The 20,682-nt window shown below is 43.0% G+C and carries 19 protein-coding genes and 2 pseudogenes; 18 read left to right on the top strand and 3 right to left on the bottom strand.

All coding sequences use genetic code 11. From position 1 onward, the window contains the following. Positions 1-8: 8 nt before the first annotated feature. Together AB5150_RS02125 and AB5150_RS02120 are read left to right on the top strand one after the other, a co-directional pair. The gene (locus tag AB5150_RS02125; protein ID WP_117875284.1) at positions 9-1,706 is read left to right on the top strand and encodes an extracellular solute-binding protein; all 1,698 of its coding nucleotides are present in this window, start codon (positions 9-11) and stop codon (positions 1,704-1,706) included. A 2-nt stretch (positions 1,707-1,708) separates the two neighbouring features. After that, entirely contained in the window at positions 1,709-2,407 is a 699-nt protein-coding gene (locus AB5150_RS02120; protein WP_015534106.1) for an HAD family hydrolase, read from the top strand. A 51-nt stretch (positions 2,408-2,458) separates the two neighbouring features. On the opposite strand, the gene AB5150_RS02115 is transcribed toward AB5150_RS02120, so the two are convergent. Then, positions 2,459-3,787 (bottom strand): MATE family efflux transporter, encoded by a 1,329-nt coding sequence (locus AB5150_RS02115; RefSeq protein ID WP_004851560.1) that lies wholly within the window; start codon positions 3,785-3,787, stop codon positions 2,459-2,461. Then, entirely contained in the window at positions 3,778-4,242 is a 465-nt protein-coding gene (locus tag AB5150_RS02110; RefSeq protein WP_015534104.1) for a MarR family winged helix-turn-helix transcriptional regulator, read from the bottom strand. Before AB5150_RS02110 ends, AB5150_RS02115 begins: the two co-directional genes overlap by 10 nt. 359 nt (positions 4,243-4,601) lie before the next feature. Here AB5150_RS02110 and AB5150_RS02105 point away from each other — a divergent pair, with 359 nt between their 5' ends. From AB5150_RS02105 to AB5150_RS02085, 5 genes and pseudogenes are all read left to right on the top strand, one after another. Beyond that, a complete protein-coding gene (locus AB5150_RS02105) occupies positions 4,602-5,402 on the top strand; it encodes an SDR family NAD(P)-dependent oxidoreductase (protein WP_022215951.1) in 801 nt (266 codons plus the stop codon). A gap of 423 nt (positions 5,403-5,825) precedes the next feature. Beyond that, complete coding sequence (locus tag AB5150_RS02100) at positions 5,826-8,222, top strand: cation-translocating P-type ATPase (protein WP_368291226.1); 2,397 nt, start codon at positions 5,826-5,828, stop codon at positions 8,220-8,222. Positions 8,223-8,343: 121 nt separating this feature from the next. Beyond that, on the top strand, positions 8,344-8,904 hold the full coding sequence (locus AB5150_RS02095) for a TetR/AcrR family transcriptional regulator (RefSeq protein ID WP_022215953.1): 561 nt from the start codon (positions 8,344-8,346) through the stop codon (positions 8,902-8,904). A gap of 61 nt (positions 8,905-8,965) precedes the next feature. Beyond that, positions 8,966-10,816 (top strand): GGDEF domain-containing protein, encoded by a 1,851-nt coding sequence (locus AB5150_RS02090; RefSeq protein WP_055280582.1) that lies wholly within the window; start codon positions 8,966-8,968, stop codon positions 10,814-10,816. 150 nt (positions 10,817-10,966) lie between these two features. Beyond that, positions 10,967-12,920: pseudogene (locus AB5150_RS02085) on the top strand (oleate hydratase). 97 nt (positions 12,921-13,017) lie between these two features. On the opposite strand, the gene AB5150_RS02080 reads toward AB5150_RS02085, so the two are convergent. Continuing rightward, positions 13,018-13,719: a DUF6796 family protein gene (locus AB5150_RS02080; protein WP_004851544.1), complete on the bottom strand. Its 702-nt coding sequence runs from the start codon at positions 13,717-13,719 to the stop codon at positions 13,018-13,020. 193 nt (positions 13,720-13,912) lie between these two features. Between AB5150_RS02080 and AB5150_RS02075 the strand changes: the two genes are divergently transcribed. The 11 genes and pseudogenes from AB5150_RS02075 to AB5150_RS02025 all read left to right on the top strand — a co-directional run. Further along, positions 13,913-14,686: a hypothetical protein gene (locus AB5150_RS02075; RefSeq protein WP_004851542.1), complete on the top strand. Its 774-nt coding sequence runs from the start codon at positions 13,913-13,915 to the stop codon at positions 14,684-14,686. 53 nt (positions 14,687-14,739) lie between these two features. Further along, positions 14,740-15,684 (top strand): DMT family transporter, encoded by a 945-nt coding sequence (locus AB5150_RS02070; RefSeq protein ID WP_173794808.1) that lies wholly within the window; start codon positions 14,740-14,742, stop codon positions 15,682-15,684. 52 nt (positions 15,685-15,736) lie between these two features. Then, the gene (locus AB5150_RS02065) at positions 15,737-16,198 is read left to right on the top strand and encodes an 8-oxo-dGTP diphosphatase (RefSeq protein ID WP_349818855.1); all 462 of its coding nucleotides are present in this window, start codon (positions 15,737-15,739) and stop codon (positions 16,196-16,198) included. 36 nt (positions 16,199-16,234) lie between these two features. Next, positions 16,235-16,861, top strand: a complete 627-nt coding sequence (locus tag AB5150_RS02060; RefSeq protein ID WP_349093284.1) for an alpha/beta hydrolase — start codon at positions 16,235-16,237, stop codon at positions 16,859-16,861. Positions 16,862-16,906: 45 nt separating this feature from the next. Next, positions 16,907-17,353: a hypothetical protein gene (locus AB5150_RS02055; protein ID WP_004853452.1), complete on the top strand. Its 447-nt coding sequence runs from the start codon at positions 16,907-16,909 to the stop codon at positions 17,351-17,353. After that, on the top strand, positions 17,350-17,619 hold the full coding sequence (locus AB5150_RS02050) for a hypothetical protein (RefSeq protein ID WP_022216317.1): 270 nt from the start codon (positions 17,350-17,352) through the stop codon (positions 17,617-17,619). Before AB5150_RS02055 ends, AB5150_RS02050 begins: the two co-directional genes overlap by 4 nt. A 118-nt stretch (positions 17,620-17,737) precedes the next feature. Next, the gene (locus tag AB5150_RS02045) at positions 17,738-18,154 is read left to right on the top strand and encodes a hypothetical protein (protein ID WP_022216316.1); all 417 of its coding nucleotides are present in this window, start codon (positions 17,738-17,740) and stop codon (positions 18,152-18,154) included. A gap of 141 nt (positions 18,155-18,295) precedes the next feature. Next, positions 18,296-19,024 (top strand): MerR family transcriptional regulator, encoded by a 729-nt coding sequence (locus AB5150_RS02040; RefSeq protein ID WP_055223570.1) that lies wholly within the window; start codon positions 18,296-18,298, stop codon positions 19,022-19,024. Then, positions 19,024-19,911, top strand: coding sequence for a CPBP family intramembrane glutamic endopeptidase (locus tag AB5150_RS02035; RefSeq protein ID WP_015534094.1), 888 nt, complete (start codon positions 19,024-19,026; stop codon positions 19,909-19,911). The genes AB5150_RS02040 and AB5150_RS02035 overlap by 1 nt, the downstream gene beginning before the upstream one ends. Positions 19,912-20,057: 146 nt before the next feature. After that, positions 20,058-20,495, top strand: coding sequence for a radical SAM mobile pair system MarR family transcriptional regulator (locus AB5150_RS02030; protein ID WP_055274716.1), 438 nt, complete (start codon positions 20,058-20,060; stop codon positions 20,493-20,495). Next, a pseudogene (locus AB5150_RS02025) lies at positions 20,492-20,682 on the top strand (radical SAM mobile pair protein A); the annotation flags it as partial. The gene AB5150_RS02030 and the pseudogene AB5150_RS02025, both read left to right, overlap by 4 nt.

Genomic DNA, 20,682 nt, shown 5'->3' with positions numbered 1-20,682 from the left:
GAAAGCATATGCCAGCAATGAAGTATCTGAAAAAAATAATAACATGTGTGCTAACAATTACCCTTATAATAATATGTGGCTGCCAGGACAATAACACCCCCTCCAACCCGTCTAAGGCGACCACAGATGCAGAATATGAGTCTGCCATGCATATTGCGGAGACAACGCCGCTTGGAAGGTATCCGGAACAGCTCACCTATACCCTGGGAAAGCTGTCCGGTGCAAATAATTCAAATCTCCCACAGGGAGAAACGTATGAAAATAACGCATACACACAGATATTAAATGAAATCTTAAATGTGCAGAACCAGGATATATTTGAGGCTGCTGATAATCAGTATGATGATAATGTATCCATGGTGATAGCACAGAAGGATCTTCCGGATGTGATGATCGTCCAGGACATGGATGAGCTGCAGTATCTGGTGGAAAATGACATGATCGAGGATCTCACAGACAGTTATAACAACTGTATGAGTGAAACGATAAAGAACATATATAAGAGTTATGGCAGCAGTATCATGGATGTGGTCACATTTGATGACCGTATCATGGCCATACCTGAGACAAATATATCAGATGGACCAAATCTGATATGGCTTAGAAAAGACTGGATGGATAAGCTGGGACTTGAGGCTCCGAGAACACTTTCGGATGCGGAGGAGATCATCAGGCAGTTTATTGAGAAAGATCCGGGAAATAATGGTGTAGGAAGTACCGTAGGGCTGGTGGCAGACACAAGTCTCTGCGGCGGTTGTGGTTATAGCAGCGAGTACACACTCGACATTGTATTTGCCGCATATGGGGCATTTCCGAAACAGTGGATAAAGGATGAGGACGGAAAGGTTGTGTATGGTTCTGTACAGCCGGAGGCAAAGAAGGCTCTGGAGCATATACATGAGATGTACGAGGAAGGGATTCTGGATCGGAATTTCCTCATGCGGACAAGCAGCAACATAATAGAACTCATAGTGAATGGACAGTGTGGTTCATTCTTTGGACCATGGTGGGCGCCAAATAATCCTCTTATGGACGCTGTAGCGGCCGATCCAACAGCAAAGTGGGAACCATATCTGCTTGCCACAGAGGAAAACGGCTCAACGAGTTATCACACTCAGGTTCCATATGGCAACTTCGTGGTAGTCAGAAAGGGATATGAGCACCCGGAGATAGTGTGCAAGATAATAAGTGTGCTGTTCGACTATGTAAGATATGAGGACAAAGACAATCAGGCTATAAAGGATTACTACAAACTCAATGTGGATCCTACCGCAAGACCACTTGCAATGAACGTGGACTACAACAATGCACTTCAGATATGCTATGGCGAGCTGAACCACGTGTTCTCTGGCATAAGGCAGCCGGATGATCTGAATCTGCTGGAACAATCTTATTATGAGGCGTGTGAGTCATATCTCAAGAATGAAGATAATGCGTCATCGGAGGACTGGGCGGCATATACATCCCGTATAACTGCATGCAAGATCCTCAATGATGCGCGTACAAATAAAGTCGAATCTCTGTACTTCGGTGAGACTGAGACCATGGTGTCAGACTGGTGGCACCTTGAGAATCTGGAGAGCAATACTTACCTGAAGATAGTTACAGGTGAAGCAGATCTGGATGAATTTGACAGTTTTGTGGACAACTGGTATAAGTCCGGTGGAACAACGATCACCGATGAAGTTCGAAGGGAGTGCCGGTAGATATGATAAGAGCAATAGTATTTGATTTAGATGATACATTATACGACTGCCTTCACGAGAATGATAAGGCAGTGGAAGACACTGTGAGATATGTGGCAAATGAACTTCTTCATATAGATGAAGTGACAGTGATGAAAGCCTTTGAAGAAGGCAGAGACATGGTAAAGGATCAGCTCTCTGCCTGGGATATGGCGGCGCAGCACAATAGGGTGCTGTACTTCCAGAAGATGCTGGAGATTCTGGGGGTATCACCATTTAAGTATGACCTGCAGGTGTACAACTATTTCTGGAACAATTTCCTGAACAAGATATCCATATTCCCCGGGGCATTGGAGTTTATAGATGATATGAAAGCCAGAGGAATAAAGATTGGTATCTGTACAGATATGACTGCGCATATCCAGTTCAGGAAGATAGACAGACTTGGACTTACGGGCAGACTTGACGCAATGATAACAAGCGAGGAGGCTGGTATAGAAAAGCCGAACCGCAGGATGTTCGATATGATAGCTACAAAGCTGGGCGTAAAGAACGATGAGGTCATCTATGTGGGCGATAGCTACAAGAAGGATGTCATGGGAGCGAAAAATGCTGGAATGACACCGGTGTGGTATTTGTCGCTGCAGAACAAGACGGACGAGGATGTACTGGCTGTGTCCAGCTATCCGGAACTTAAGAACATAGTGAATAGGGCGATGTAAAAATGCCGGAGTGCGTGACAATTAAAAATCACATACTCCGGCTTATTTTGTTTAATATCCGTATTTCTTTTTATTTTTTATAAGGAAGGTGATAGTTATGACAAGGGTCACAGCCTCCGCTACGGCCACAGCACACCAGATTCCATTGATGCCAAACACCATAGGCAGCATCAACACCGCTGCAAGCTGTATCACCAGTGTTCTGAGGAAAGATATGGTTGCGGATACAAGCCCGTTGCCTAGACCTGTGAAGAAACCTGAGCCAAATACGTTGAATCCGCAGAACAGGAATGATATGGAAAAAAGCATCATACCGGTCTGGGTCATACGGCATAGTGTATCATCATAGCCAACAAATATTCTTGCGATAGGGAGTGCCAGAACCTCGGACAAAACCGTCATTGTTATGGCTGTGACGGCGGTGATCACAAGGCTTTTTTTAAGCAGGCTGTGCAGCTGTTTTTTGTTACCGGCACCATAGTTATAACCGATGATAGGCGTGACTCCGATGGCATAACCGAAGAATATTGCCATGAATATGAATGACACATACATTATCACACCATATGCTGCTATACCATTTTCATTCGCAAGTTTCATAAGCTGCAGGTTATAGACCACAGACACAAGGGATGTGGACAGGTTGGTAAGCATCTCAGAAGAGCCGTTTCCACAGGCTTTCCAGATACACTTCCAGTCAAACTTTGCTTTCGTCAGTTTTAACGATCCTGTTGTGTTGGTCGCAAAATATATGAGCGGTACTACACTTCCTATAATCTGTCCGCACACTGTGGCAGCCGCAGCTCCGGCTATGCCGAGGCGGAACACAAACATGAGAAGAAAATCAAGTACCATGTTGGTGATACCCGCAAGTACTGAAACCAGCAGACCAAGGTTTTGTTTCTCTGCCGTTGTAAGAAAACTCTGAAAACTGTTCTGAAGCATAAAAAACGGCTCTGACAGAATGAGTATTCTTCCGTATAATATGGCGTCTGAGCGTATAGTATCGCTGGCTCCGAGGAGCTCGACTATCTGGGGCATGAAGACAAATCCTATGACTGCCACAATGCAGGACGAGATGATGATAAGCCACACCAGCATCGAGAATACTTCATTTGCCTTTTTCTTTTCCCCGAGCCCCATATAATATGAAGTCAGTGCGCTGCCTCCCGTACCGATCATGAATCCTATGGCGGATATCGCCATCAGCACAGGCATGACCAGATTGACCGCTGCAAATGGATTCTTGCCTATGATGTTGGAGACAAAGTAGCCGTCCACAATGCTGTAGATGGATGTCATGATCATCATGGCAATGCACGGCAGCACATATCTTATAAGCTTTTTATATGTAAATGAATCAGAAAGTCTTATTTCCATAATCCTTCAGTTCCTTTCTTAAGGTAATCGAGCTGACGCTGCATGAGTGAGAGCAGAAGTTCTCTTTCCTCATCCGTAAAACTCGAAAATGATGAAATATCAGCATTTGTCAGTGGCGTAATATATTTGTTGGCGAATGAGACTCCATTTTCCGTGATTGATAAATATTTGATGTTCCCTGCACCTTTGTGTGTTGTCAGAGAAATGAGTCCCTTGCCTTCCAGTTTTTTGACAGCAGAGTTGCATGTCTGTCTGGGTATGAACCATGTGTCGCATAGCTCTGCCTGAGTAAGTTCAGCTTTATTCTCAATGGTCAATATATAAATTATCCAGAAAGCAGTTTCAGGCAGCCCGGAGTTTCTTGCCGCCTCCTGCCAGATATCGTCCTGAGCTTTCCAGAGGGTGTTAAATATGCGTAGCTGTTCTTGTAAATGACTGTCTTTATATGCGATCATAAAATATGAAAAAACTCCTTTAGTTATTATTGGGGTGCAAATTTAAACCCATAGCAATGAGAAAGTATTTTCTTAAAATATATGATATTTGATCGGGAAAGCACCACTATCCAATATAAATCCGAAATCGGATTTAGTCAAGCAAGTTTATATAAATTTTAATAAGAGGACAGGATAGTGGGTTAAGTAAAGATATGCATAAATATTTTCATTTAAAGGTATGTGAAGGTGTTGTTTTGGGTAGGTAGTGTGGCTATAATAATAGACATGGGCTATGAAATTATAGATATATGTTATGGTTGACAGAAATCTATGCGGTGTGAAGAAAGTAGTCATGGCTAGGGAAGGAGTGTACACATATGGGTTTTTTAACAGGTAAGACAGCGATAATAACAGGAGGCGGACGTGCAGTTCTCAGCGATGGAAGCTGTGGATCCATCGGATACGGAATAGCGACAGCATATGCCAAGGAAGGTGCCAATCTGGTGCTTACAGGACGTAATGTCAAGAAACTTGAGGATGCAAAGGCAGAGCTTGAGAGCAAATATGGGATCAAGGTTCTTGCAGTCCAGGCTGATGTAAACGCAGGTGCGGACAACGAGAGCGTCGTCAAGAACGTTGTGGAGCAGACAGTTAAGGAATTTGGAAGAATAGATGTGCTCATCAACAATGCGCAGGCATCTGCATCAGGCGTTACCATCGCAGATCACACAACAGCACAGTTTGACCTTGCCATATATTCAGGTCTTTACGCTGCATTTTACTATATGCAGGCATGCTATCCATATCTGAAGGAGACAAAGGGTTCAGTCATCAACTTTGCATCAGGTGCAGGCCTCTTTGGAAATTACGGACAGTGCGCATATGCGGCAGCGAAGGAAGGCATCAGGGGCCTTACAAGAGTAGCAGCTACAGAGTGGGCAGCTGACGGAATAAATGTCAATATAGTATGTCCTCTCGCATGGACATCACAGCTTGAGAACTTTGAGAAGGCATATCCGGATGCGTTCAAGGCAAATGTTAAGATGCCGCCAATGGGACACTTCGGAGACGTAGAGAAGGAGATTGGACGTGCATGCGTGGCACTCGCATCACCGGATTTCAAGTACATGAGTGGTGAGACGATCACACTTGAGGGCGCAATGGGACAGAGACCATAGTGCAGTCAATATATCAAATATGGCTTATGCTATGATAATAGAATATGATGTAGATGCGGATCCTGGTTCGCGGCTTGCATAAAAAATGAGCGTAACACAATAATACCCAGATGGGAAATGTGTTATGCTCATTTTGTTTAGCAGACTCAGTCATCAACTATATCTCAAACCAGATGGTTGTCCGCTTGTCGTTAATAAGACACAAGGTTTCTTAAAAAAATATGAAATATCTGCCATCATCCTTGAATAACCTTACTTGGAGTACTTATAATAGAACTTTGTTAAAGAAATCATGAGATGTCATGGACAGTCGATGCAAAATGCTGCTCGATGCATAACATTTGCCGACCATATACACAGGAAGAGGTGTTTTATTTGGATACAAACTCAGAAAACAATCTGGATACACGGGGAGTCCCGATCATGGGTCTTACCTCGGAGGAAGTAAGGGAACGGATCGACAATGGACTTACCAATCACACGGATATAAGTACGCAGAAGACAGTGGGGCAGATCGTCAAGTCCAATCTGCTTACATACTTCAATCTTATATTCCTCATACTTACGGTGCTGCTATGTATCGTTGGTTCATTCAGGAATCTGACGTTCCTGCCGGTCATCATAGGCAATACGGTTATAGGAATATTTCAGGAGTTGCGTGCAAAAAAGACTCTTGACAAGATGAGCATGTTAAATGCGCCGCATTCGATAGTTGTGAGAGACGGAGAACAACAGCAGATACAATCAGAGGAACTGGTTAAGGACGATATCATCATTCTGTCGGCTGGCAATCAGATATGTGCTGACGCTACGGTGCTCAGCGGCAGTATATCGGTAAATGAAGCCCTGCTCACCGGTGAGTCGGATGAGATCAAGAAGAAATCAGGTGATCGACTCATGTCCGGAAGCTTTGTGGTGTCCGGACAGTGCTATGCCAAGCTTGACAAGGTGGGCAATGAGTCATACATATCACAGCTCACAGCCCAGGCGAAGGCCATGGGTGACGGCGAACAGTCAGAGATGATCAGGTACATCAACAAACTTGTAAAATGGGTTGGAATCATCATCATACCAGTGGGAATCATATTGTTCTGCCAGGCGTATATCATGAATGGAGAGACATTCAAGAAGAGTGTTGTATCGATGGTTGCGGCGGTTCTCGGAATGATCCCTGAAGGACTTTATCTGCTCACAACTGTTGCGCTTGCGCTCAGCACAATAAGACTTGCGAAGAAACAAGTGTTACTGCATGACATGAAGAGTATAGAGACACTTGCGAGAGTCGATGTACTCTGTGTGGATAAGACCGGAACCATCACTGAGCCGGGTATGCAGGTTACAGAGCTGGTGATAAGCGGCAGATGCGGCGATGCCGAGATGGACAAGAGAGCATTTGCGCATCTGCTGGCGGATTACTCAGCGGTCATTGAGGACAACAATGCCACAATGGAGGCAATCAGAGCCTATGTGGCTAAGAATGAGATAGAGAAGGGCAGCAGGACACTGCTCAAGACACAACCTTTCACATCAGCGAACAAATACAGCAAGGTGTCATTTGTCGAGGGAGACTATATGCTTGGTGCTCCGGAGTTTATAATGAAGGATAGGTATGAGGATATATCCGAAGAGATAGAGGAGTACCAGAGCAAGGGATACAGAGTCCTTCTTATGGCGGAGTCAGGAGAGGATTCTATTGGTTCGGTAAGACCATTAGGAGGCATATCTCCTATTGGTTATATAGTGCTTTCAAATCCAATAAGGGAAAATGCGGAGAGCACATTTACATATTTCAAAGAGCAGGGCGTTGCCATAAAAGTTATATCCGGAGATAACCCTGCCACAGTATCAGAGGTGGCAAAGCGGGCAGGCATAGATGGAGCGGAGAACTATGTGGATGCGTCCACTTTGGAGTCTGAGAAGGATATAACTGAGGCTGTGGATAAATATACAGTATTTGGAAGAGTTACGCCTAAACAGAAGCAGCTCATAGTCAGGGCGCTCCAGAAACAGAAACACACGGTTGCCATGACTGGTGATGGTGTAAATGATATACTCGCAATGAAGGATGCCGATTGCAGTATTGCAATGGCATCCGGAAGTGAAGCGGCTGCGCAGGCGGCACAGACGGTGCTTCTGGATTCGGATTTCGGACGTATGCCATATGTGGTGTTTGAGGGAAGACAGGTGGTCAACAATATACAGAGATCAGCAAGCCTCTTCCTTGTTAAGAATATATTCTCACTGCTGATGGCCATATTCTCAGCGATATTTGCGATCACATATCCGCTGGAGCCTTCACAGATATCGCTCATAAGCATGTTCACCATAGGATTGCCGGGATTCCTGCTGGCACTTGAGCCGAACAGGGATCGTATAGAGGGAAACTTTATGGTAAATGTCATGTTAAAAGCATTGCCTGCAGGACTCACGGATGTGTTGTCGGTCGGAGCACTTGTAATCTGCGGACAGGTCTTCAATCTCCCGAGTGAGGACATAGCCACAGCCGGCACAATGCTTCTTGCGGTTGTCGGATTCATGATAATAATCAAGATCAGCCATCCGTTCAACAAGATGAAGTATGGTGTACTTCTTATCAACATAATCGGACTGCTGTTCTGTGGCCTTTTCCTCGGCAGGCTGTTTGCCATAGAGTCGATATCCAACATATGTTTCCTGCTCATGGTTGTATTTGCATTTGCTGCGGAATCTATGTTCAGATATTTGACACTGTTTGTTGAAAAGCTCAGCAGCTTCTTTGGAGACGAGAAGAACAGACGTAAGATCAGAAGAAAGATAAGGAAATATAACATTTTTAAGTAGAGAATTGTCGAAAAAAGAATATAATAAACATAAAGATATACTCATAAGAAGCAACATTGTTTTTTATGAGTATGTTTGTTTATAAGGATGATATGAACAGCTTAGATAACAGGAGGTATGCATGGCAAATTCAACTAAAAAAGCACTTGAGGCATCTCTGAAAAAGCTTCTCAAGGAGAAGCCATTTGACAAGATAACGATAGCGGATCTCACTGGAGACTGCGGGATAAGTAGAATGACATTCTATTATCATTTTCAGGACATATATGAGCTTGCCGAGTGGGTGTGTATAGAGGATGGGAAGCAGGCACTGAAGGATAAGAAGACCTACGATACCTGGCAGGAGGGCATGATACAGGTGTTTGAGGCTGTGCTTGAGAACAAGCCCTTTATCGTAAATATATATAGGTCGGTGGATAAGGCAAAGATAGAAAACTATCTATATAAGCTGTCGTACCAGCTCATAGCGGATGTAGTGGATGAGAAATGCGCAGGGGATAATCTTTCTGAGAATGATAAGCAGTTCATAGCAGACTTTTACAAGTATGGATTTGTTGGAATTATGCTTGACTGGGTAGACGAGGGGATGAAAGACGATTATCATAAAATAGTGGAGCAGCTTAGCATTACGCTTCGTGGAAATATAGCAAATTCCATTCATAACTTTGAAAGCGAGATGTAAAAGCAGAGGACGGATCAGGATAAAGAAATCTAGTACTGCGGGATACGCGGGGAGAGCGCTTATGAATCGAACATCAGATATGAAAAAGAGATTGCCGGGGATAATACTGATAACAGGGGGAATTGTGCTGGTTGCTATGGTCATCCAGGCGGTCATACTGAGCTTTATCAATAACAGGAGTTTTGACAGGACCTCGCAGGTGCTGCTGGATCAGGTCAGCAATGTAATTGAGAAGAATAAGGCAAGTGAGGAAGATTTGATAGACTCCCTCAAGGAAGATTATATGGTCAGGGCTAAGGCTGTGGCGTATATAGTTGATGCAAAGCCTGAGGTGGCAAATGATGTGGATGAGCTCCGCAAGATTGCTGCACTTATATCTGTTGATGAGGTGCATTTGTTTAATACGGATGGCGTGATATATGCTGGTACCAATCCCGAATATTTTGGATATAGCTTTGATTCCGGGGAGCAGATGGCGTATTTCAAGCCGATGCTTGATGACAAGAATCTCACCATGTGTCAGGATGTCACTCCGAACACATCAAATGGTAAGAAGATGATGTATGCAATAACATGGAACGATGATGGAACCAAGATGATACAGGTTGGAATCGAGCCGAGAAGACTTCTGAATGAAGTAAAACAGAATGAGATATCCACGGTGGTTGCCAATATGCCTATGTATGATGGTCTGAGTGTTGTAGTGGCAGATGGCGAATCGGGAGAAATATATGGATGTTCATATGAACCGGTAGTAGGGCTTACTCTTGATGAGATCGGCATTTCGGTGACTGATGATATGTTGCCGGACGATGAAGACAGTTTTACAGGCATAAGAAGGATTAATGGATTTAGAAACAGATGTGTATTCCGAAGATCCGGAGAGTATGTGATCGGGGTCATATATAGAATGGATGTGAATAGCCGGAGTAATATGGCAATCATGGTTATCATGGCACTGTATCTGTGTTTTGCCGCCGGCCTGGTGGTAAGCATGGTGATGAAGGTGATACATGCGAACCGGGAGAGAAATGAACAGCTGTCAATATTGACATCCATGTCGGGGATGTATTACAGCATGCATATGCTTGATCTTCAACATGATACATTTGCACTCTATACCGCAGGAGACCTGATATTGAGGGCTGGTGAGCGGGCAGCAGGGGCGAAGGAACTTATGAGGAAGATCGTTCATAAGGTGGTTGTGGATGAACATCAGGCAAGTGCCCAGAAATTCATGGATCTTGATAGTCTGGGGGACAGGCTGATCAAGAAAAAGATTGTATCAGGTGAGTTCAGGGTGAAGGATCTTGGATGGTTCAGACTGTCATTTATATCGATAGATGTTGACGAGGACGGACGTCCTTTAAAAGTCATATTTACCACCAGAAACATAGATGAAGATAAGAAACGGGAGCAGAAGCTGATAAGAAGGTCTTATACAGATGAGCTCACAAAATGTTATAACAGGAGTGCATATATAGATGATGTCAGGGAGCTGCCGGGAGATTCTGTATATGTGTATGTGTCCATGGATGTAAATGGGCTTAAGCCAGTGAATGATACCCTGGGACATGCGGCTGGAGATGAACTGCTTCAGGGTGCTGCCGAGTGTATGGAGCAGTGTTTTGGAAACTATGGTAAGGTGTACAGGATGGGCGGTGATGAATTTGCAGCCATCATCTTTGTAAATACCAGAAGGCTGAAGAGAGTGCAGCAGGAGTTTGATGACGTTGTGCGTGGATGGTCTGGACAGCTGGTGAAATCCGTATCGATATCATGTGGCTATGTGTCAAGTGATGAGAAGGACTGGGAGTCATTTGACGAGATAGTAAAGGCTGCAGATGAGAGAATGTACGAGAACAAGGCGGCATATTACAGGCAGGAGGGCGGCGATAGAAGGTATCGCTAGAGTACATATGCAATATAGAGTTATACAAAACGGGTGGAATGATAAAATTTTTATCATTCCACTTTTTTTGTAAATATGAAATAAAAATTGGGCAAGCTATTATAGGGACATGAGATGGATATAGACGGCAAACTGAAAGGAGAATTGCTTATGTCAAAGAAAAAGTTAGGAATCGGAATAGCAGCGGTGGCAGCAGCCGGCGCAGGAGCAGCAGCTCTCACAGTTAAAAATCGTAATAAGGCAAAAGTTCAGAAGGAGAAGGCTGCGGCTGAACATGCTGAGTACCGCAATACGGAGCGCGGAAAGCATGAGAAGAACAGCAAGGGAATCTATTATACAAATGGTAACTACGAGGCATTTGCCAGACCGAGAAAGCCGGAGGGCGTGGATGACAAGAACGCATATATAGTTGGAAGTGGACTTGCATCACTTGCGGCTGCATGTTTCCTTGTCCGTGATGGACAGATGCCTGGCTCACATATCCATATTCTTGAGGCTATGGATATAGCGGGCGGCGCGTGCGATGGAATATTTGATCCTGCCAGAGGCTACGTCATGAGAGGTGGACGTGAGATGGAGAACCATTTCGAGTGCCTGTGGGATCTGTTCAGAAGTATACCTTCCATAGAGACACCGGGGGTATCGGTTCTTGACGAGTATTACTGGCTGAACAAAGAGGATCCAAATTACTCACTGTGCAGAGCAACAGTGAACAGAGGCAAGGATGCCCACACAGATGGCAAATTCAATCTGAGCCAGAAGGGCTGTATGGAAATCATGAAGCTCTTCATGACAAAGGATGAGGATCTGTATGACAAGACGATAGAGGATGTATTTGACGATGAGGTATTTGATTCAACATTCTGGCTGTACTGGAGGACGATGTTCGCATTTGAGAACTGGCACAGTGCGCTGGAGATGAAACTTTACTTCCAGAGATTCATACATCACATCTCAGGACTTCCGGATTTCTCGGCCCTCAAGTTCACGAAGTACAACCAGTATGAGTCGCTGATCCTTCCGATGGTGAAGTATCTTGAGGCGGCGGGCGTGACATTCCAGTACAACACGGAGGTCACAAATGTCATATTTGACATGAGAGACGGCAAGAAGATAGCAAAGACCATCGAGTGCAGGGTAAACGGAACTGAGAAGGGGATCCCGCTCACTGAGAACGATCTTGTATTTGTCACAAATGGAAGCTGCACGGAGGGAACTATCTACGGTGATCAGAATCATGCGCCAAATGGTGACGCAGAGGTGAGAACAAGCGGCTGCTGGAGCCTGTGGAAGAACATAGCTGCACAGGATCCTTCATTTGGCCATCCTGAGAAGTTCTGTTCTGATATATCTAAGACAAACTGGGAGTCGGCCACAGTAACAACGCTTGACGACAAGATCATCCCATACATCGTGGATATCTGCAAGCGTGATCCGAGAACAGGAAAGGTTGTCACGGGTGGTATCGTGAGCTGTCAGGATTCAAGCTGGCTGATGAGTTGGACCATCAACAGACAGGGACAGTTCAAGACCCAGGACAAGGATAAGGTGTGTGTATGGGTATATGGCCTGTTCACAGATGTTCCGGGCGATTATATCAAGAAGCCTATGAAGGATTGTACCGGTAAGGAGATCACGGAGGAGTGGCTCTATCATCTGGGAGTGCCAGAAGATGAGATCGAGGAACTGGCCACAAACAGCGCAGTCTGTGTGCCAACTATGATGCCATATATCACCGCATTCTTCATGCCAAGGGCAAAGGGCGACAGACCAGACGTAATTCCGGACGGATGCACCAACTTTGCATTCCTCGGACAGTTCGCCGACACTCCTCGTGACACAGTGTTCACCACAGAGTATTCGGTGAGAACTGCCATGGAGGCTGTGTATGGACTCCTCGGTGTGGACAGAGGTGTGGGGAAGTGTGTACGATATCCGTGAACTGCTGGACAGCAGCGTGAAGCTCATGGATGGCAAATCTCCGCTTGAGATAAATCTTGGACCTCTGAACAAGCTCAAGAGACCTATACTTAAGAAGATCCAGGGCACGGTGATTGAAAAGGTACTGAGAGACCACGATATTATAAAAGAGGGTATGCTGTAGGTTGAAGTTAATATAGAGTAATAAGAAAGTTCCATGTGTCTGCACGGTGCAGATGCATGGAACTTTTTATATGTTTGAATTAGTTTGGAGACGGTTGTTAATTGCTGTTTCTTTTAGAATATACAAAGCTGGCAACTAGCCAGATGAGGCAGGCGGTGTTTCCTGATGCCTGACTGAATACATAATCCAGTGTGGATATGTCGGCGCCCATGGCCTGTCTGATGTCAGGAATGAGCACAAATATAAGCTGCCATGTGATGATGTGAAATACGATCATGCTCCTCTTCATGACAGTTCTGCCTGCCAGCAGCGATATAAGACTTGTGAGCATGAGCAGTGCCGTAGGTATGTACACTATGCTGACGGCTGGAAAGAGCAGATTGTAGTAGTCGTCAACATATGCGATGGCCTGTTCTCTTCCAATGTGTTCAGACAGATAGGTTACCCAGTAAGCGAGTGTTCCCACGAGAAAATGCAGTGTTGCGGCGGACGCGACATACATGAGCCCTGCGTATTTGACGAGTGCCCTCGTCTTGCGGTACTTGGGAAGTATCTGCTCCGATATGGCGTCTATGCCAAATGCATAGAAGAACATACCGACAAGACCTGTCACAAGCAGCAGAGCCACTCTCCACAGCTGGAAATCCCCGTTCAGATATGCCCCCCTCACATAAAGTCCTTTGTCCGCGGGTGATGCGGGTACTATGCTGATACACAGATCCCCCACGATCAGGAGCGCTGCGCCGAGCGCGCCCAGCAGGCAGTTCCTTTGGTATTTAATTTTTTCTTTCTGTTCCATGTAATCCCCCTTGTAAATAATCTATATGGTTAGCATAAACTAACTAGAGCATATCATATACGAGGAGATAATTGAAGAAATATTTGCCAAAAACAAGTCGCGCCAATGGGGAAAGAAAATTGACTTTTTTCGTGTATAAAAATATACTTTCCATATATATACAATAAAAGATGCTTAAGAATGGAGGTACATTATGAGGGGAAGATGGAAAAAGGAGATTTTGTTATTTGTGATAGGTGCAGTATGGGGATTCATATATTGGGGCAATACGGTGTGGAATCCTGATGTGCAGTACCTCTTGCAAGATATAAAACATATAAAATTGCCGCTTAACTGGCATTGGATATTTGACTCAGGTGTGCATCTTGGCATAGCGGCTCTTGTGTTGGCGGTTGGCACACTGTTGATTCTATGGATACTGCGCTTTTTATCAGATTCACGTAACACACATGGGCTGATCATAGCCGGCCAGTGGTTCACAGATCTGATCTTATGTTCATTTCTGACTGGCGTGATCCTGTTCTATTTTAATAAATGGTTCCTATACAAGATTATTGGCGATAAAGGTGATGTCGTATTTTCCATAGCATATTTGTTTGTATACATATTGATATATATGATACTGTGTTCATGGTTTGATATATCCATTGAGAGGGTACAGAGAAAACCAAAGAAGAATTGCAGTCTGCTTATATGTCAGGTTCAGAATCGTGAGACATTTATGGATGTCAAGGAACTAGTAAAGAATTGCAAGTACACAGAGTGCTATACGTTGATGAAAAATAATCAGGAGAGATTGTCTCCAAAACAGTTCTGGGTCATAAGGGAGACGAACTTTACAGGGAAAAAGATGACAGCCGAGTGGAGATATTATGCAAATGGTGACTATGTAGAACTGGATGATGAAGAGCTTGCGACCAGGTTGCTGCTTGCTGAGAATGCAAAGAATATAGACTGGCAGTTATAATCGTATATAATGTTGTTAGTCTATGATATAAAAGACACGAGAGAGAAGTAAATATGAAAAAGATAGAGATAAACGACAAATGGATGCAGAAGACCAGTGTTGTGTGGTTCGGTGCCATGCTGTGCTGCCTGTTGTGGGGAAGTGCGTTTCCTTGTATAAAGATAGGTTATGGACTGTGGAATATAGAGAGTGCGGATACGTCGGCACAGATACTGTTCGCCGGTATGCGATTCGTGCTGGCGGGAATCCTTGCCGTGATATTTGGAAGTCTGCTGGAAGGAAAGTTCATAAAGCCGGAGAAGGGCTGCGCCGGCAAAATAGTGTGGCTTGCTATGCTGCAGACAGTCATACAATACCTGTTCTTTTATATAGGTCTCGCACATACAAGCGGAGTCAAGGCGTCCATCATAGAGGCAGTAAATGTATTCGTTGCCATCATAGTGTCAGGATTCATATTCCATCAGGAAAATGTCACTGCAAAGAAGATGCTTGGCTGTCTGGTTGGATTTGCGGGAGTTGTACTTATAAACATGAATGGAATGAATTTCCATATGAGCTTGTCAGGTGAGGGTGCGATATTTCTGTCGACAGTGGCTTATGCATTTTCATCGGTGTTCCTGAAGCGATATTCGGTAAAACACAATCCGGTTATGCTCAGTGGCTACCAGTTTATAGTTGGCGGAATTATTCTGTCGGCTGCCGGTTTTGCCATGGGAGGCAGACTCAGCACCGTATCAACAGGTGGAGTTTTGATGCTCATATATCTGGCTCTTGTATCGGCGGTGGCATATTCTCTGTGGGGAATGCTGCTCAAGTATAATCCTATATCAAGGGTTGCAGTATTTGGATTTATGAATCCGGTATTCGGCGTGATACTGTCGGCATGGCTGCTCCGCGAGGGTGCGCAGGCACTTGGCCCGGTAAGCCTGGTGTCGCTGGTGCTGGTGTGCACAGGAATATACATAGTGAACAGCAGAGAACGGAGCGAGAAAGATTAATTGTATTTGCGACATGAAACGTGCAAAAGAGGGTAAGGAGACAGTAGTAATTATGAAGATGACAACACTTTGTTACATAGAGAAAGATGGAAGATACCTGATGCTCCACAGGACAAAGAAGGAGAAGGACATTAATAAAGGCAAATGGATCGGTGTAGGTGGACATGCCGAGGAGGGTGAGAGTCCTGAAGACTGCCTTCTCAGGGAGATAAAGGAGGAGACGGGACTTACGCTTACATCATATCGATTCAGAGGTCTGGTGACATTTATAAGCAATGAGTGCGAGAATGAGCTTATGTGCCTGTTCACCGCAGATGGATTTGAGGGGGATGTCCAGATATGCGATGAGGGTGATCTTCAATGGATAGATAAAGAGATTGTGCCAACACTTCCGACGTGGAGCGGGGATGCGATATTCCTGAAAATGCTACTTGAAGGGGAGAAGAGATTTTTCTCACTCAAGCTCGTATATGAGGGAAGTGAGCTGGTGGAGCACAGGCTGGAATTCTATTGAGAAGGAACGTCCCCACATGAGGAGGAGTGACAATATATGAAGTATTTGTATTTGCATGGACTAGGACAAAAACCAGACAGTTGGAATAGAGTAATAAAAGAAACGAAGGTATCGGAAAGTAGTGTCAAATTAAGTTTGGCAGAGATGTTAGAAGGAAAATCTGCTACATATAAGGAATTATATTCGGCATTCTCATCAGAATGTGACAAGGTGAACGATGAAATTGTTTTATGTGGGCTTTCTCTAGGGGCTGTTTTGGCACTTAATTATGCTATAGACCACCCAGATAAAGTAAAGGCGCTCGTATTAATTGCAGCACAGTATAAAATGCCTCAAAAATTATTGAAAGTTCAGAATATGTTGTTTCATCTTATGTCGAATTCGGCATTCAGTAAAATGGGTTTCAAAAAAGCGGATGTTATCAGCCTGTGCGGGACGATGGCTGAATTGGATTTCAGTGACTCCCTGAATAAGGTGTCTTGTCCGGTATTGCTCATTTGTGGGGAAAAGGACGCTGCAAACAAAAAAACTTCAAAAGAACTTTGCCAATATTTTAACAACGCCTGTTTCCATGAACTTGCGAAAACAGGTCATGAAGCAAACATAGAAGCTCCGGAAGAGTTGGCGATCGTGTTGCAGAGATTTTATGATAATATCAGATAAAATTCAGTGGTGCGTCCAGACAAGGGCATGTGGTGATGTGAATTTATGGAGAAAGTTATGGACTGGTTAAATATATTCGGACTGATAATGATTGCAGTTATTATGATACCCAATATTATTTTTGCAGTTAGATGCAAAGAGGGATTTCAAAACAAATGGAGCAATAAATTTGTTGAGGTTGCAGAACAGATAGGAAGGTTTGGCTGCTTTGGTTTTATGATAATTAACATTCCTGGAACATGGTTCGGGTGGTGGTCTGACGAAGCATTTGCCATATACCTTATTGTGGACGCGATATTAGTAGTGTTGTATTGTGCAATTTGGATAATTTGCTTTAAGAAGAGCAGCATATTCAGAGCACTGGCGCTATCTGTTATTCCCTCAGTTTTGTTCTTGTTTAGTGGAATTATGAGCAGATCAATTCTGTTGCTTATCGCAGCAATATTGTTTGCGCCAAGCCATATTTTGCTTTCGTATAAGAACGCAAAATGATATTGGTCAACAGTCCTTTATCTTCGCTGACGCCTAATGAGCGAAAAGAAAATGCTGCATGGAAGAAAAATACGAAATATAGAAGCCGAGTATCTTTTTGGAAAAATAATCATTATGTTCGTGTTAAAATCACTGAAGATAATCAGTATATAATACATTCGATGAAAAAATCACATAAAAGACAATATACATATGATGAAATCATCAAAGAATTTATATTATTTGCTGATGCAGATGCTGAGGAAATAGGCAAGGCGGTTATTTAGTCTTTTATGGAATCAGAACGATATTACAACATGGGTTATGGTTTTGTTGTAATAATATATTACATATGATATTGGGGCTTATGCTGAGCCTATAAGTACAAATTACAGGAGGGTTCAAATGGGATTATTTGATAGATTTAAGAAGATATCAAAGGAAAGTTTATTAGGATATTTGCAAAATAGCATTTCAGATAATTCTAGCCTGGAACACATAGTAAGCGTGTTCGAAGAGATGTGTAATATGCCACTTAAAGAAGATATGATTTTATTTGAAACAGGAACCTATTCTTTTACAGGAAAACCTATGTTTAACTTTTCTTTGGTTAGACAATTTCCTAATGATGAGGAAGAGTATTATCAAATTCATGTGGATGTGTTATATATTCCAACGGAAGAAAATAAAGATTTTCAACGAACTATATGGAATGAGGATATTGAAGAAGATATATTCAGCTATATTAAAAAGACTCCTGAGTTTGATTTCTGTAAAGATAAGGTATTCAGCAAAATAGAAATATATTTGGATGAAACCTAACGTGAAAATCGGAATTTCTCTCACTGTCTGGTTGATATGAGAAATTAATTATTTGCGTAAAAAATAAAAAATAACGCAGCGTGATATATTGCTTGTCACGCAGCGTTATATACTAATATGGGCCTTGAAAGGAGGCAGGATATGTCATTATACACAACAGGAGAGCTTGCAAAGAAGTGCAACGTTTCAGTAAGAACGATTCAATACTATGATGAAAGAGGTATTTTGGTGCCAACAGATTTGACGGAAGGGGGACGAAGACTGTTCTCCGAAGAGGATGTTGCCACATTGGAAACGATTTGCTTTTTAAGAGATTTGGATATCTCTATAAAAGATATTGCTGAAATATTGGAATCCGAAGAGTCAAAAAAGGTAATCGAACTTTTGCTTGATGAGCAAGAAAAAAATATTCAGGCGGATGTCAAGAAAAAAACGAAACAATTAGAAAATATTAAAGGCATAAGAAGTTCTTTGGCTTCTTTCAAGGATGGGTCGCAAAAAACAATTCATGACATATCATCGATTATGGAGGAAAAAGAAAAGCGAAAGAAAATGTACAAAAAAATGCTGATCATAGCAATTCCGTTAGAAATTGTCGAAATTGTTACTTTTGTGATTGGTATATTAAAAGGAATCTGGTTGCCATTTTTTGTGGCCATGGCAGTGATTCCTATTTGTGTAGCAATTATGTTTGGCTATTGGTACAAGCGGGTAGAGTATCTCTGTCCGGAATGCCATACCAGATTTCAGCCAAAGAAATTAGAAGCATTCTTTGGAAATCATACGCCAAAGACACGAAAGCTAACTTGCCCTACCTGCAGGAGGAGAATCTGGAGTTTGGAAGTATATAGAAAAGAGGTGGATGCATAATGGAAACAATTAATTTGAGTAAGAAACAATTTGTGATATACATGGCAGTCGCATTTGGGTTGGCCTGGATTTTAGAAATGATAGCAAGTATTTTTAGCAATAATGGAAATCAGATGGTGTTTGCTGTTATCTTGATGATTACCATGTTTATGCCATTTCTTGGAGTACTGATAGCCAGAATCCCACTAAAAGGTATGGGATGGGTACCACATTTAAAAGGGAAACTTCGTTATGTATTCTTTGCCCTTTGGATGCCGGCGTTATTAAGTATCCTTGGAGGGGTCTTGTTTTTTGTGATTTTCCCGGATACATTTGACTCTGAATTTATGACGTTAAGAGGTCTTTTAGAGGAAGCGGGAGCGTTGGAACAGTTCGAGGCACAGGGTATCACGATACCAATGTATCTGCTGATTACGTCTGTTCAAGCTGTGACAATTGCACCATTTCTGAATATGTTTGTCGCATTAGGCGAAGAGGTTGGTTGGAGAGGTGCGCTGTATCCATATTTGAAGAAGAAGCTGGGTGTTACTAAGGGTCGAATTGTAGGTGGTACTATTTGGGGGGCTTGGCATTGGCCGATTATGATTTTGGCTGGATATGAGTATGGTAAAGAATATATTGGCGCACCGGTACTTGGTCCGATTGTGTTCTGTGTCGCTACTATTATGATGGGGATATTATTTGATTATGTATATGAAAAGACAGAGACCATCTGGTTGCCATCTCTTATGCATGGTGCTACCAATGCATTTACTATTTTTGCATATCTGGTAAAACCTGATTATTCCAATATGGCAATTCTAGGTCCAGCATATATTGGTATTATCAGTATGATTCCAATGATTATTGTAGCAGTCATCATTTGCGTAAAGACGAAAAGGAATTGAGTATTAAAGAGATATTCAATCTCACCCACAAATTTCAGTTTGGAGAATTGAAAAAAATGGGATTTACCTATTAAGACATATAAACTGTTGACAATAAAGCTCCTATATAGTATGTTTTTAATAAACTACTATATAGGAGCTTTTGTATGGAAATGAATGGAGGATTTCTTGTCACCAAAATAAAACAGCTTGGAGACCGGATTTTCGAGAAGATTCTCAGTGAAAAGAATATTGATGCATTTAATGGAGCTCAGGGGCGTATTCTTTATGTGCTGTGGCAGGAGGATGGTATCTCAATCAGGTCACTCTCGACTAAATGCGGATTAGCGATAACATCTCTTACTACGATGTTGGAAAGAATGGAAAATCAAGGGCTGATAAGCCGTGTTCAGTCTGAAACGGACAAAAGGAAAACACTCCTGTTTCTGACTGAGAAAGCACATGCCTTGAAGGGCGAGTACGATTCTGTATCTGATGAGATGGGCAGTATTTACTACAAAGGTTTTTCAGAGGAAGAAATTACCCAGTTTGAGGAATGCCTCGACCGCATCAGAAAGAATCTTGAGGAGTGGCAGAAGTCATGAGTATTTGTATCAAAGATCAGATTCAGAACATGAATATCGTCATTGGCTGCACAGTGGGGTGTACATATTGCTATGCCCGCAACAACGTGAAACGCTGGCATATGATTGATGACTTCTCTGACCCTGAATTCTTTCCGGGTAAGCTCAAGATGATGGAAAAGAAACGTCCGAAGAACTTTCTTCTTAC

It is taken from the genome of Coprococcus sp. RTP21281st1_F1_RTP21281_210402 (assembly GCF_040915325.1).
GTDB classification, from domain to species: Bacteria; Bacillota; Clostridia; order Lachnospirales; family Lachnospiraceae; genus Coprococcus; species Coprococcus aceti.
The sequence above is the reverse complement of the archived record's forward strand: the minus strand, read 5'-3'. Positions and strand labels throughout refer to the sequence as shown.

Excerpts from the sequence above, each read along its gene's own strand:
- AB5150_RS02065 (WP_349818855.1), top strand. The coding sequence starts at position 15,737 with ATGAAGATGACAACACTTTGTTACATAGAGAAAGATGGAAGATACCTG.
- AB5150_RS02055 (WP_004853452.1), top strand. The coding sequence starts at position 16,907 with ATGGAGAAAGTTATGGACTGGTTAAATATATTCGGACTGATAATGATT.
- AB5150_RS02050 (WP_022216317.1), top strand. The coding sequence starts at position 17,350 with ATGATATTGGTCAACAGTCCTTTATCTTCGCTGACGCCTAATGAGCGA.
- AB5150_RS02095 (WP_022215953.1), top strand. The coding sequence starts at position 8,344 with ATGGCAAATTCAACTAAAAAAGCACTTGAGGCATCTCTGAAAAAGCTT.
- AB5150_RS02030 (WP_055274716.1), top strand. The coding sequence starts at position 20,058 with ATGGAAATGAATGGAGGATTTCTTGTCACCAAAATAAAACAGCTTGGA.
- AB5150_RS02045 (WP_022216316.1), top strand. The coding sequence starts at position 17,738 with ATGGGATTATTTGATAGATTTAAGAAGATATCAAAGGAAAGTTTATTA.
- AB5150_RS02100 (WP_368291226.1), top strand. The coding sequence starts at position 5,826 with ATGGGTCTTACCTCGGAGGAAGTAAGGGAACGGATCGACAATGGACTT.
- AB5150_RS02115 (WP_004851560.1), bottom strand. The coding sequence starts at position 3,787 with ATGGAAATAAGACTTTCTGATTCATTTACATATAAAAAGCTTATAAGA.
- AB5150_RS02120 (WP_015534106.1), top strand. The coding sequence starts at position 1,709 with ATGATAAGAGCAATAGTATTTGATTTAGATGATACATTATACGACTGC.
- AB5150_RS02090 (WP_055280582.1), top strand. The coding sequence starts at position 8,966 with ATGAATCGAACATCAGATATGAAAAAGAGATTGCCGGGGATAATACTG.
- AB5150_RS02110 (WP_015534104.1), bottom strand. The coding sequence starts at position 4,242 with ATGATCGCATATAAAGACAGTCATTTACAAGAACAGCTACGCATATTT.
- AB5150_RS02080 (WP_004851544.1), bottom strand. The coding sequence starts at position 13,719 with ATGGAACAGAAAGAAAAAATTAAATACCAAAGGAACTGCCTGCTGGGC.
- AB5150_RS02105 (WP_022215951.1), top strand. The coding sequence starts at position 4,602 with ATGGGTTTTTTAACAGGTAAGACAGCGATAATAACAGGAGGCGGACGT.
- AB5150_RS02125 (WP_117875284.1), top strand. The coding sequence starts at position 9 with ATGCCAGCAATGAAGTATCTGAAAAAAATAATAACATGTGTGCTAACA.
- AB5150_RS02070 (WP_173794808.1), top strand. The coding sequence starts at position 14,740 with ATGAAAAAGATAGAGATAAACGACAAATGGATGCAGAAGACCAGTGTT.
- AB5150_RS02075 (WP_004851542.1), top strand. The coding sequence starts at position 13,913 with ATGAGGGGAAGATGGAAAAAGGAGATTTTGTTATTTGTGATAGGTGCA.
- AB5150_RS02040 (WP_055223570.1), top strand. The coding sequence starts at position 18,296 with ATGTCATTATACACAACAGGAGAGCTTGCAAAGAAGTGCAACGTTTCA.
- AB5150_RS02035 (WP_015534094.1), top strand. The coding sequence starts at position 19,024 with ATGGAAACAATTAATTTGAGTAAGAAACAATTTGTGATATACATGGCA.
- AB5150_RS02060 (WP_349093284.1), top strand. The coding sequence starts at position 16,235 with ATGAAGTATTTGTATTTGCATGGACTAGGACAAAAACCAGACAGTTGG.